This is a genomic window from Chryseobacterium luteum, assembly GCF_000737785.1.
Lineage (GTDB): Bacteria > Bacteroidota > Bacteroidia > Flavobacteriales > Weeksellaceae > Chryseobacterium > Chryseobacterium luteum.
Window position 1 is genome coordinate 24375 of record NZ_JPRO01000007.1, and the last position, 13634, is coordinate 38008.

A 13634-nucleotide genomic window follows, 5' to 3' on the forward strand; every position below is an offset into this window, starting at 1 on the left:
GTTGTCAGTTTTCCTATTAATAGAGTGGTTTTAAGTAAATTTGTATTATGGAAATCTTAGACATCCTTATCATCGGAGGAGGCCCCATTGGCCTTAACTGTGCTCTTGAGGCTCAGAAAAACAACCTGACCTATCTGGTCATAGAAAAAGGAACCATCGTCAATTCCTTATACAATTACCCTTTGTATATGCGCTTTTTCTCCTCGGCGGAAAAACTGGAAATAGATGGTATTCCCTTCCTATCCGCAGCTCCCAAACCGGGAAGGCAGGATGCCCTGGAATACTATCAGGGAATTGCCAGACACAGGGAAATCAATATAAACCTTTATGAAAAAGTTCTTCAGGTTTCCAGAACCGGAGCTGTTTTTGACATTGAAACCTCAAAAGGAGCTTATAAGGCCAAGAATGTCATTATTTCCACAGGATTTTATGATATCCCAAACCTGATGAATATTCCTGGAGAAAATCTTCCGAAGGTGAAACATTATTATACGGAACCCTACCCTTATGCAAAACAGAAAGTAGTGGTGATAGGATCCAGTAATTCAGCAGTGGATGCAGCCCTGGAAACCTACAGGAAAGGAGCTGATGTAACGATGATCATCCGCCAGTCTGCCATCTCGGAAAGTGTGAAATACTGGGTAAAACCGGACATCGAAAACAGAATTGCGGAAGGAAGCATCAAAGCTTATTTTAATGCAGAAGCAGCAGAGATTACAGAAAATTCTGTCATTTTTAAAGATAAAAACGGGCAGATCAGCGAAATCGAAAATGATTTTGTTCTTGCCTTAACCGGGTATCTTCCCGATTTTGATTTTTTAAGAAATTCCGGAATAGAGCTGCAGGGCGACTGCCTGAATCCTCTTTATCATCCTGAAACCATGGAAACCAATGTTCCGGATTTGTATCTTGCAGGGGTTGTCTGCGGAGGAAAGGATACGCATCTTTGGTTTATTGAGAATTCACGCGTTCATGCAGAGATGATTGTTGGAAATATACTTTCTAAGAATAATTAATGATGCCTCTCTGCGGTTTTTAAATTTTGAATTCAATTTGCATATTCTGATGTAATTACAATCTGCTAAAATTCAACGCCGGCTCCGAAGATAAAGTTCCTTTTTGCAGCAGGATTATAGAAACGGTTTCCAAAGGCATTGATATCAAATCCGGCAACGTAATCTGTATTGTAAAGGTTCTGAACCTGCAGATGTACATTCAGTTTTGCCCTATCCATCTGTATTGGAAATCCGAATCGGATATTTCCTGTCAGACTTGGTTTTGACCAGACAGAATTGGCATCATTCAGGGGTATTTTTGAGATATAATAATGAGAATAGTCTACAGTAAGCTTTTTAAAAAAAACAAAACTGAACAAACTGTTTACCGTTGTGTCCGGTACTCCTGTAACCTCATTTCCTGAAAAATCATTTTCCAGCTGTTTGTAATTTCTGAATTTAAAATCATAGAAGCTGCCTGAAAACCGAAACCTGAAGCTGTTGAATATTTCATTTTTAAGATTAAAATTTTTAGATTCTAAAAGAATTTCCACTCCTTTCTGGGTGATACTCCCCTGATTGGCAAAATATTCCTGCCCACCTTCATTTTGCCTTCGTACAATGGCATCTTTCATCCTGAAATCAAAATAACTTCCTTCAATAAAAATAACATTTCCAAACTGCTTTCTGAAACCAATCTCTTTGTTCCAGCCGTATTCAGGAACAAGATTAAAATTAAACTCCTGGTTGGAAGACCGGATTTCTTCACTTGTAGGAGCTGAATTTCCTTTTCCTATTTTCCCTCTTATGGACAACCCTTTTCCCAGCAGATAAGTAATTCCAAGATTCGGAAGCCATTGTTCTTTAAATTTCAAACGACCCACTTCTGAAGCCGGATACATTCTCTCCCATTCGTAGGAATTTGAATTTAAGCTGATCGAAATATCGGTAAAAAGCTTTTCATTAAAATTCAGTTTTTGGGATAGAAAATAAAAGCCGGACTTATTTTTTAACTGATCAAAATTCTGAGGACCACCCGGTATGCCTTTATTGTTATTGTAATTTTTTACCAGAATATTTTGATTTCCGCCCTCAAAGCCTAACCTTAACGCTAAGGATATTTTGTTCCAGTTTTTTTCATAATTAAAATGGGTCCTCAATGCCAAATTCCTTTCAAATCTGTTTTCAAAATTTGTGATGAAAGGATTTTTAAAATCCACATAGGAACCCTGTACTAAAATAAAGTGTGAAAAACCTGAGTTAATAGCAGTCTCATGTGAAATTCCGGCTAAAATCATTTTATTGCGGATGCCTGCATTCTGTTCTTTTGCACTCAAAAGTCCGCCGCCAGCTGGTCTTGCCTGTTTCCTGTCAGATTCCATCTGTTGCAGGGTGAGTCCGCCGGGGGTTTCATAATCCAGATCAGAAAGTAATAATACAGCATTCAGTGAAGCCCTGGAAGCATAGTTAAAATGGTCTTTAAGATAGATTTGCTGTCTCTTTACGGCCGACTGCTCACGGTAAGAGTCTGTCCGGTAATAATTTTGAAAAAACTCAAAGAAGTGTTTTCCTTTCTGGCGGGCAATATCAAAATTCTGTTCAAAAATCCCGTAACTTCCTATAGAAATTCCGCCAGACAGATGATCTGACTTTCTGGTTTGCAAAAGTATTGTTCCACCAGTTACAGCACCGTAATCTCCACTTTCCGGACCTTTATAGATCTCCATCCTGTCGATAAGTTTTGGAGATATGATATTAAAATAAGTATTCCCGGAAGCATCCGACAAAATGAAATCATCCAGATAGACTTTGATATTCCGTACGCCAAAAGGAGATCTCAGGGTACTTCCACGGATGGATATCCTGTAGCTGGCCGGAGAACGCTCTTCCATTCTGGTTCCTGCAATTTGATTGACAGCTTCCATAAGCCTTTCCGGAGGATTCTGCTCCAGAAGATTTTCAGAAATAACGGCAACCGATTTTGTAGATGTCATCAGGAGAGCCGGTTTCTTATAAGCATCAATTTTCACCTCAGATATCAGAACAGCAGTATCCTTTTTCTGCGAAAAGAAAAACGACACGGTGAGAATAAAGAAGAATGCTAATAATCTCGTCATCACAACAAAGCTAGCAAAGTTTTATTGTATTTTTTATGGGTAATCTAAAAAACACGCGGCATTTAGCTTTTAACTGCTCTTTTCTTAAGCATCCAGGGAATCACAAAATAAAACCCGGCAGCAATGCCCACAGCCAATACTCCGGTTCCTATCCACAGGGTATTGAAGCCTAGTTTGTCTGCGGTCATAGTTCCTACATACGGTGTAATGATGAAGGCTAGGGCAACGGATATGCCGTTCATTCCCATATAAGCGCCTTTGTTGTTTTTTCCTGAACGCAGAGCGGTTATGGTAGAGATAAACGGAAGTGTCCAGATCTCACCGATACACAGCAGCGTCATGGAAACAACCAGAGTGAGAATGGAATAATCAAAAGCGAGCATTGCATAGGAAATACCGCATAATACGGTTCCTATAAACAGCGTGAAAGCCAGGCTGAAATATTTTTCGGCAATCTGTACAAAGCCCATTTCCAACAGTACGATCAGGAAGCCGCTGTAGCCGAGAATATACCCGATACTCTGCTGGCTCAGATGTGCAGTATCCTTATAAAAAATAGTCAGTGTGCTGAACAGCTGAAAAAAGCAGATCGAGAAAAGCATACAGAAGAAACAGTAAAGCAAAAATTTTCCATCGCGGTATGGAGAATTGTCTTTTTTGACAACAATGGCTTCTTTTACTTTTTCCGGTTTCAATGAAGCCAGTTTATTCCGTTTTCCGAAGAACCGGATATACATCAACCCTGCCAATAACGCAGCCAGGGCATTACTGAAAAATAAAAATTCATAGGAAATAGCAGATAAAATCCCTCCTAATGCAGGACCGATGGAAAACCCGAGATTAACAGCCATCCGGTTGAGTGAAAAAGCCCTGGTAATGTTTTCAGGTTTGGCATATTTAGTGATCGCAACCGAGTTGGCAGGCCGGAAAGTCTCGCTCACGATACTCTGGATCAGAATAATAGCGGCCAGCCCCGCTTCTGTTTTAAAGAGTGGAATCAAACAGAACAAAGGTACACTCAGAAGAAGGCTTAAACTCTGCACGCGGTATTCCCCGATTTTATCTGTTATCAACCCTCCAAGCCATGAGCCCAATACGGAACCTATCCCGAAAAAGCTCAGAATAATTCCTGAATTTTCAATACTGAAATGGAGGTAACCGGTCATGTATACTCCCAAAAAAGGAAGTACCATGGAACCTGCACGGTTGATGAGCATGACCATCGCCAGCATCCAGCTCTCTTCTGAGAGTCCTTTGAAAGAACCCGTATATACGCTAATTAATTTCACAATATTATTTCGAGGAAGTATTTGAGTGAGTTGCAAATTTAGGCAAAATAGCCCAAAACGCCCTTCAAAAGGCATTTTTTAATTAAAAATATCGTGTTTGATTAAGTTCGATTAATATTTAAAAGTTTATAGGATTCAGCTAAAAACAAAAAAGCAGGACTTATGGAAAGTCCCGCTTTTATACTAAATTATTTTTAAGATTATTCCGGTTTGAAAGAATCCTTCAATGTTACCGTACGGTTAAACACCAGATTAGCATCCGTAGAATCCTGGTCTTTTGTAAAGTACCCGATTCTCTGGAACTGAAGCGGCTCTCCAACAGCAACATCCTTTAAGCCTGGTTCAGCAAATCCTTTAATGGTCGTTACTGATTCCGGATTGATAAAATTCAGGAAATCTACGTCTTTCTCAGCATCAGGCTGCTCAACAGTAAACAGCTTGTCATAAATTCTGACATCTACCGGGATGGCATGGACGGCAGATACCCAGTGAAGTGTACCTTTTACTTTTCTTAAACTTTCTTCGGTTCCGCTTCCGGACCTGCTCTTTTCATCATAAGTAGCATAGATCGTAGTGATCTCGCCATTTTCATCCTTTTCTACTCTTTCCGCCTTTATGATATATGCTGATTTTAAACGGACTTCTCCGCCTAACTTCAGTCTGAAGAATTTATTATTGGCCTCTTCTTTAAAATCTTCTCTTTCGATATATAATTCTCTTGAGAAAGGAACTTCTCTTGTCCCTGCATTCTCCTGTTCAGGATTATTCTCAGTTTCAAGCCACTCTTCCTTACCTTCAGGATAGTTTTCAATAACCAGTTTTACAGGGTCTATCACTGCCATTACACGCTTCGCCACCTTATTGAGGTCTTCACGTACACAGAAATCCAGCAATTGGATCTCGATCAGGTTTTCTCTTTTGGCAACCCCTACTTTTTCAATGAAATTTTTAATTGATACCGGGGTAAAACCTTTTCTTCTCATCCCGGAAATGGTAGGCATTCTCGGATCATCCCAACCTGTCACTGCTTTCTCGGCAACAAGTCTCTGAAGTTTTCTTTTGGACGTGATCATATAAGAGACATTCATTCTGGCGAATTCTCTCTGTTTAGGGGCTACTTTAGATTCATCGTATACCTGCTCAAGGTACCAGTTATAAAGCGGTCTGTGGTTTTCAAACTCCAATGAACACAATGAGTGTGAAATCTGCTCCAGGTAATCCGATTCACCATGTGCCCAGTCATACATTGGATAAATTTTCCAGGCTGTACCTGTTCTGTGGTGAGGTCTTTTCAGGATTCTGTACATAACAGGATCACGCAAGTTCATATTTGGAGAAACCATATCGATCTGAGCACGGAGAGACATTGAACCTTCCTCAAATTCACCGTTCTTCATTCTTTCAAACAGGTCAAGGGATTCTTCTACCGGACGGTATCTGTACGGCGACTCAATTCCCGGTTCTGAAGGGTTCTTTCTCTGCTCCGTAATCACTTCGGATGGCTGCTCATCTACATAGGCTTTTCCGTCTTTGATCATCTGCACAGCCCACTCATAAAGCTGCTGGAAGTAGTCGGATGCATACAGTTCTTTGTCCCATTTGTAGCCTAGCCATTCAACGTCTTTTTTGATAGAATCTACGAATTCCTGTTCTTCTTTTTCAGGGTTCGTATCGTCGAAACGAAGGTTTACGGGAGCGTTGTATTTTTCACCCAGACCAAAGTTGATGCAGATGGCCTTTGTATGACCTATATGCAGATATCCATTGGGTTCAGGGGGAAAACGGAAACGGATCTGATCTTTTCTCAGACCGTTTGCCATATCATCTTCAATAATTTGCTCAATAAAATTGAGTGATTTTTTTTCTTCTTCCATTTAAATTAGCTTTTATTGTATGCAAAAAAAGTTTGACAAAGTTACGGAAAATTTGGGGCTTAGGGAAATGATAGTTTAATTGCTCAACTGATGACGATTCAATATTTTTTATTAACTTAGGAATAGCTAAACCATTTCCAAAATTACTGACCATGGCAGTTTATATCCTGAGCAATCGTAAGATCGTCCGTCACAAAGGCGAAAAAACAGATTCATTTTCCAATGATGAATACTCTATTCCCAATTTCAGGATCGCAAAATGTGATTTTGATACGTACCAAGAGCCAACTGCTGCGGCCAAAAAGAAGAAAGATTACACCAACCGAAATATTTTAAATTACAAATTATTTTCCGAACCGGAAAAACAGGGCTACCAGGATGTTCTGGACGTTTTACAGAGTGAAAAAGGCATCAGAAAATCTGCATTAACGGCCAATAATCTGGGAGGAACCCAGAGAATGTTCTATGAACTGTACAAGAACATGTCTTCCACAAAGGAAAGAAGCGATGTCCTGATCTTCATTCACGGTTATGCCTATGATTTTGATGATGAACTAAAAGCGATTATCGATCTTAAGAAACTGTTTATTGATAATCCCGCATCACCGGTAGAACATATTTTATTTGTAAGCTGGCCCGCTTCAAGCAGCATTGTTCCGCTTACTTATTTTGATGATAAGGCATCCAGTATTAATTCGGGATCATCGCTGATGAGGCTGTTCTATTTTTATACCCAGTTTTTAAAAGATATTTTTTCAAACCGCGACCTGGCCCCCTGCAATCAAAGGATACACCTTATGGCTCATTCTATGGGAAACAGGGTGCTGCAAAGTATGCTGTACAGCCTTAAAAAAGAAAATATTCTACGCGTTATCGACCAGGTGCTGCTTCTGAATGCTGATGTAACGTACAAAGTTTTCGAAGATTCTGAGGATTCCTTTATCAAGCTTCCTTTGCTGGCTAACCGAATTTCTATTTATCTGAACAGAAAAGATACTATCCTGGGAATTTCACAATTCACGAAAAACATTCTTACCCCGAGATTAGGAAAAAACGGTCCAAGCGATATTGAAAAACTGAAAGATATTGTTTCTATCATCGACTGTACTTTGGTAGAGGATGATATTCTGAACAGTCTTAAATATGAGATTGGAAATCACTGGGGATACCTTTCCAGCTCAATGGTTCAAAAAGATATTTTTCAGAATTTACATGATATTGATAGAAATTTAATCACAGGAAGGCTAAAAAATAGTGAAAATATTTTTACAATAATTCCTTAAAGATTAAAATATGCTTAAATGAACTATATGTTAAAGTTTAGTTCATTACTTCAAATGGCACAAAGATTGTAAATTTCATGAATAAGAGAAATACCAATTTTATCATGAAACGAATTAAAAACAAGCTTTCTCACTTGGTAAAATATATCAAGAAAGCAATTTTTGTAGAGGACGTGATTTAATGAACATTAATCTATTAAACAGAATTTTATCCGATCCCAGCACTATTTTAGACTTGCATTACCGGTTTCATTCTTCCGTTATTAGTTTCGGAAGTATTTTTGTTGTGGTCTCACTATTTCATATAGCTAAGAATATTTTTTACGCAAAAACATAAATCCTATTTACGTGAATTTAGTTAATTACGTTAAATAAGTTGTATATTAAAAAAAAGAGATTGATATTTACTATACCAATCAAATTAAAATCTTAGTTATGAAAAACATGAAAAAACTTAAAAAATCAGAATTGAGAGTCATTAAAGGAGGTATCGTTCCTATAGGCTGTGAAGGCTGGGACCCAAAAAAAAGATGCTGTAGAGTTTGGGATGAGGAGCATAGCAACAACCCTGTATGTCCTGAAATTTAATTAATTTTCTTTACGTGTTTTGAACCAGAGCAACTCGTTGTTCAGTTCTAAATTAGACGCAAAATTATTTACAAATAGAGATCCGGTGCCCAGACCTTGCGGCATCGGACTTTTTTTTGTGAATGTATATTGTGCGATCGCATTGAGACCTATGTTACTTTCCAAAGCCGAAGTAATCCACCAGCCGATATTCTGCTCCCCTGCAAGAGAAATCCATTCGTCTGAACCGGCAAAACCGCCGACCAATGCAGGTTTAAGGATAATATACTGCGGTTTAATGGTTTCTAACATCTTTTTCTTTTTAGCAGGATCCGTAATTCCTATCAGTTCTTCATCCAAAGCAATGGGAATTGGGGCTTCAGAACACAATAAGGCCATATCATTCCAGTTCCCCGCCTTTATGGGCTGCTCAATAGAATGAATATGAAGGTCTGCAAGCTGCTTTAAAACAGTCTCCGCTTCTTCCATGATAAACCCGCCATTGGCATCTACCCGAAGTTCGAGATCATCTTTTGAAAATTTCTCTCTTAGTTTTTGAAGGATCCTGTGCTCAGATTTCCAGTCAACACCAATCTTAAGTTTGATACAGTGAAAGCCTTTTTCAAGCTTCTCCCGGATCTGCTCTTCCATATAGTGAATATCTCCCATCCAGATAAGTCCATTGATGACAATGGCAGATTCTCCTTCCGTAAATTCACTGGGAAAATACAGATGATCTCCATGCTTCAGATTCAAGACTGCCTGCTCGTATCCGAACCATATAGACGGAAATTCTGTCAGCTCTTCTTTTAAATACAGATCATCCTGATTAATATTTTCACAAAGCCATTGCAGCCTTTCTTCATAATCCGGCCTGTCATCGAAACTCAATCCCCTGAATAGAGCACACTCCCCTGTTCCTTTTTTTCCGTCTGCTTCAACTTCGAGAATGAAGGTCTCTTTTTCATGCAAAACGCCGCGAGACGTTCCGCTCGGGCGTTTAAATTCTAATAAATATCTGGAATATTTTGCTTTCATTATTTTACACTGTCGATCCGCATAAATTCCTCCGCTTTTTCCACCATCTGAATACTTCCGCAGAAAAACGGTATTCTCTGGTGAAGTTCCGTAGGTTCCACTTCAAGGATTCTTCTGAATCCGTCTGTCGCTTTTCCTCCGGCCTGTTCTGCAAGGAATGCCATAGGATTACATTCGTACAGCAATCTTAATTTTCCGTTCGGAGCCTGGGAATAAGAAGGATAAATATAAATTCCGCCTTTCAGCATATTCCTGTGGAAATCTGCCACTAAAGAACCAATATATCTTGAGGTATAAGGGCGGTCTCCCTCCTCCATCTGGCAGTATTTAAGGTAATTTTTAACTCCCTGGGGAAATTTGATGTAGTTTCCTTCATTAATGGAATAAATTTTTCCCATCGTAGGAAATTTCATATTAGGATGAGAAAGATAATAGGTTCCCAATGAAGGATCCAGAGTAAATCCGTTCACACCATTTCCAGTAGTATAAACGATCATGGTAGAAGAACCGTAGATCACATATCCTGCAGCGATCTGGTTGATCCCTTTTTGAAGGAAATCTTCTAACTGAACCGGAGTTCCCGGCTCTGTTACTCTTCTATAAATAGAGAAAATAGTTCCTACGGATACATTGACATCAATATTAGAGGATCCGTCCAATGGATCAATCAATACTACATATTTACTTAGGTGGCCGTTTTCGCCACATTTAATATCAATAAAATCATCATTTTCCTCGGAAGCAATACCGCAAACAACCTCTCTCTGAGACAAAGCCGTAATAAAAATCTCATTGGCGATCACATCAAGCTTCTGCTGTTCTTCACCCTGAATATTCTGGTTGCCGGCAGCTCCTGTTATATCCACAATCCCGGCTTTGTTTACTTCTCTGTTTACCACTTTTGAAGCCAGTCTTATTGCACTCAGGAGACGGGAAAACTCTCCCGTAGAATACTGAAAATCGTCCTGCTTATCAATAAGAAATTCTCCTAAAGTCTGTAATGGTTGATTTGACATATTTTTCTTTTTACGTTTTCCCCAAATTTCGTAAAATTTATCGGAGAAAGAAAGCTTTTATTATAAAAGACCTTAAGCTTTGTTATTCAACACAATACGCAATCACCTATGATCTGTGCTTAGAATTATCATGGCTTAATTAATCCCCATTTGATGACAATAAATCAATAAAATTATGATAATATTCATCAAGTCTCAATTTTAATGAAATCTTAATTCCATCCAACGGCCGGGCTCTTTCATATCTCGTTGTAAATTTATAATTTTGACATCCGTAAAAAACTCATGTAATTTTTAATCTAACAATTTTATTTTAAACAAATTAATGAAAATTTTCAAGTTTGGTGGAGCATCTGTGAAAGATGCCGAGAGTGTAAAAAATGTATCCATGGTTTTACAAAGCCAGGGATTTGCCAAATGTCTGCTGGTTATTTCAGCAATGGGCAAGACCACAAATGAATTGGAAAAGGTTGTAGAACTTTATTTCAAGAAGGACAACTATCAAACTGAAATTGAAAAGATAAAACGAAAACACATCGAGATTGCGGAAGGTCTGTTTAGTGAAGACCATGCCGTTTTTGCCGAGATCAATCTATTTTTTGATGATATTGATTCTTTCTTAAGAAGGAATAAATCTCCTAATTACAGCTTTGTTTATGACCAGGTAGTAAGCTGCGGGGAAATGATCTCTACAAAAATCTTAAGTGAATACCTGAACGAAATCCAGTTTGCCAATCAGTGGCTGGATGCCAGAGACTATATCAAAACCGACAGTTCTTACAGGGAAGGTAATGTAGACTGGGCGAAAACAGAAGAATTCATTTCAACCTTAAATACGGATATCTGCTATGTGACACAGGGGTTCATAGGTTCTGACGATAACAATTTTACGGTAACTTTAGGAAGAGAGGGCTCCGACTATTCTGCCGCTATTTTTGCCTATTGCCTTAATGCTGAGGCCATGACCATCTGGAAAGATGTTCCGGGAGTTATGACCGGAGATCCGAGAAAATTCAGCGATGTTTCTCTTCTTTCCAATATTTCTTACGAAGAAGCTATTGAAATGGCCTACTACGGGGCAAGTGTCATTCACCCGAAAACGTTACAGCCGCTACAGCAAAAGGACATTCCTTTTTATGTAAAATCTTTCGTAGATCCTACCAAAGAAGGGACTAAAGTAGGGGCTTCAGATAAAAACCAACATCAGGAATCATATATTTTAAAAGAAAACCAGGTTTTGTTAATGATTTCAACCAGAGATTTCTCATTCATTGCAGAAGACCATATGAGTCTTATTTTCGGGTATCTGTCCAAATACAAGATCAAAGTCTCTCTGATGCAGAATTCTGCTATTTCTTTGGCCTTATGCCTGGAAGATAAATTCGACAAAATTGACGAGTTTAATGATGAACTTCAAAAAATATTTAAAACCAAAGCGGTTAAAAATGTATCTTTATTCACAGTAAGAAATGCGAAGATGGATCATATTGACCAATTTTACCAGGAAAAAAATGTATTATTGGAACAAATTTCCAAAAATACGGTTCAAATGGTAACACAATAATTTTAACTGCGACTAAACACATATGAGTTTAATTTCGAAAAACGATCTTATCACAGCTTCCGGCTTAAGCAAAATCGGGTTCCTAAAGAATCCGGTAGCATCTGCCGTGATGAGTATTGCCAAAATAAATGAAGTTAATAGATTATACGATAAATTAAAAGATAAAGAAGGCAAAGACTTTTTCGACTCATTTGTAAGAGAAAGAAACTTAAGCTATATCGCTTTTGAAGAAGATCTCGCAAAAATTCCCAAAACCGGACCGTTTATTCTGGTTTCGAACCATCCATTGGGAGCTATTGACGGAATTTTAATGTGCAAAATCCTTTCGGAAGTACGTCCGGATTTCAAAGTAATGGGGAATTTCCTTTTGGAAAAGATTAAACCTATGGAACCGTATGTAATTTCCGTCAATCCTTTTGAAGGCAGAAGAGAAGCTTACAGCAGCACCTCGGGAATGCGGGAAACCCTGAAACACCTTCAGAATGGAGGCTGTGTAGGTATTTTTCCTGCGGGAGAAGTATCGAACAAAAATAATCCTTACGGGGAAATCCTTGACAAAGACTGGGAAAAACCGGCTCTGAAGCTTATCAGAATGTCCAAAGTACCGGTAGTCCCTCTATATTTTCATGCTAAAAACAGCCGACTGTTTTACCAGGTTGCCAAGCTTCATCCAAGTTTGCAGACGCTGATGCTTCCTGCTGAAATGATGAATGACAGGGAAAAGCCAATCAGGATCAGGATAGGAAAACCGATCACTGTAAAAGCAATGGACGAGATGGAAACCATTGAAGAACTGGGTGAATTTCTGAAGCGTAAGGTCTATATGATGAAATCTTATTATGAGAAGAGAAAATCATTGGCCCAAAGCATTAATCTTAAAAATTTAACGATAAAATTCCCACTGCTAAGGGAAGAAAATATCGTGCAGAATATCATTGATGAAACGCCTAAGGAAGACATTCTTAAGGATATCAGCAGACTGAAAGGGACAGACAAGATGCTGTTCAGTAACGGAAATTACGAGATTTATTTCACAACATATGAGGAAATTCCTTCTGTCATGAGGGAAATCGGGCGCCAGAGGGAGCTCACTTTCCGTGCGGTGGGTGAAGGGAGCAATCTTCCGTTTGACCTGGATGAATACGATAAGCATTATCATCACCTTTTCCTTTGGGACAGCAGTGCGGAGAAGCTTGCCGGAGCCTACAGAATGGCCTTAGGAAAGGAGGTTATGAAGAAATATGGAATCAAGGGATTCTACACAAGCTCTTTATTTGAGTTTGAGCAGGACATCCATCCATTCTTCAAAAAAGTGATTGAAATGGGCCGTGCTTACATCTGTGAGGAATATCAGCAGAAGCCTCTTCCTCTTTTCCTTTTGTGGAGAGGAATTGTTCATGTATGTTTAAGGAATTCCGACCATAAATTCCTGATGGGCGGTGTAAGTATTTCCAATAAATTTTCCGAGTTTTCCAAATCCCTGATGATTGAATTCATGCGTTCGAACTATTTCGATTCAGCCGTTGCACAGTATATCACACCAAGAAATGAATACAAGGTAAAGCTTCGCGACCGGGATAAAAATATCTTTTTCGAGGAAATGGAATCTGATCTGAATAAGCTTGACAAGATCATTGATGACCTTGAACCTGAATTAAGATTACCCGTTCTGATCAAGAAATACATCAAACAGAATGCGAAGGTGATTGCTTTCAATGTAGATCCGAACTTCAATGATGCTATCGACGGATTGATGTACATCCGGATCAGTGATCTTCCGGAAAGCACGATAAAGCCTGTATTGGAGGAGATGAGCGACCATATCAGAAAAGAACAGGAAAATAATTCGGCTGAAAATCAGCAGGTTTAATTTTTATTTAAAAAAAGTACG

Annotated in this window: 10 protein-coding genes; 5 read left to right on the top strand and 5 right to left on the bottom strand. The window is 38.8% G+C overall.

What is annotated here, in order from left to right; translation table 11 throughout:
- Positions 1–47: 47 nt before the first annotated feature.
- Positions 48–1016: a YpdA family putative bacillithiol disulfide reductase gene (locus tag IX38_RS09565; RefSeq protein WP_034704215.1), complete on the top strand. Its 969-nt coding sequence runs from the start codon at positions 48–50 to the stop codon at positions 1014–1016.
- A gap of 65 nt (positions 1017–1081) precedes the next feature.
- Here the strand turns inward: IX38_RS09565 and IX38_RS09570 are convergent, their stop codons facing one another.
- The 3 genes from IX38_RS09570 to IX38_RS09580 form a co-directional block, all read right to left on the bottom strand.
- Positions 1082–3112 (bottom strand): TonB-dependent receptor, encoded by a 2031-nt coding sequence (locus IX38_RS09570; RefSeq protein WP_034704219.1) that lies wholly within the window; start codon positions 3110–3112, stop codon positions 1082–1084.
- Between the two features lie 62 nt (positions 3113–3174).
- Positions 3175–4344, bottom strand: a complete 1170-nt coding sequence (locus tag IX38_RS09575) for an MFS transporter (protein ID WP_084680252.1) — start codon at positions 4342–4344, stop codon at positions 3175–3177.
- 257 nt (positions 4345–4601) lie between these two features.
- Positions 4602–6275 carry a glutamine--tRNA ligase/YqeY domain fusion protein gene (locus tag IX38_RS09580; RefSeq protein ID WP_034704222.1) on the bottom strand — a complete coding sequence of 558 codons (1674 nt, stop codon included), beginning with the start codon at positions 6273–6275 and terminating at the stop codon, positions 4602–4604.
- A gap of 152 nt (positions 6276–6427) precedes the next feature.
- Here IX38_RS09580 and IX38_RS09590 point away from each other — a divergent pair, with 152 nt between their 5' ends.
- Positions 6428–7558, top strand: coding sequence for an alpha/beta hydrolase (locus IX38_RS09590; protein WP_034704224.1), 1131 nt, complete (start codon positions 6428–6430; stop codon positions 7556–7558).
- Positions 7559–7993: 435 nt separating this feature from the next.
- Positions 7994–8146 (top strand): hypothetical protein, encoded by a 153-nt coding sequence (locus tag IX38_RS22960; RefSeq protein ID WP_165570722.1) that lies wholly within the window; start codon positions 7994–7996, stop codon positions 8144–8146.
- Here IX38_RS22960 and IX38_RS09595 read toward each other — a convergent pair whose 3' ends face one another.
- Together IX38_RS09595 and fbp are read right to left on the bottom strand one after the other, a co-directional pair.
- The gene (locus tag IX38_RS09595; protein WP_034704226.1) at positions 8147–9163 is read right to left on the bottom strand and encodes an o-succinylbenzoate synthase; all 1017 of its coding nucleotides are present in this window, start codon (positions 9161–9163) and stop codon (positions 8147–8149) included. It abuts the gene before it with no gap.
- A complete protein-coding gene (gene fbp / locus IX38_RS09600; protein ID WP_034704229.1) occupies positions 9163–10179 on the bottom strand; it encodes a class 1 fructose-bisphosphatase in 1017 nt (338 codons plus the stop codon). The genes IX38_RS09595 and fbp overlap by 1 nt, the downstream gene beginning before the upstream one ends.
- Positions 10180–10504: 325 nt before the next feature.
- Here fbp and IX38_RS09605 point away from each other — a divergent pair, with 325 nt between their 5' ends.
- Positions 10505–11743 carry an aspartate kinase gene (locus IX38_RS09605; RefSeq protein WP_034704232.1) on the top strand — a complete coding sequence of 413 codons (1239 nt, stop codon included), beginning with the start codon at positions 10505–10507 and terminating at the stop codon, positions 11741–11743.
- A gap of 22 nt (positions 11744–11765) precedes the next feature.
- Positions 11766–13613, top strand: a complete 1848-nt coding sequence (locus IX38_RS09610; RefSeq protein ID WP_034704235.1) for a lysophospholipid acyltransferase family protein — start codon at positions 11766–11768, stop codon at positions 13611–13613.
- Positions 13614–13634 lie beyond the last annotated feature (21 nt).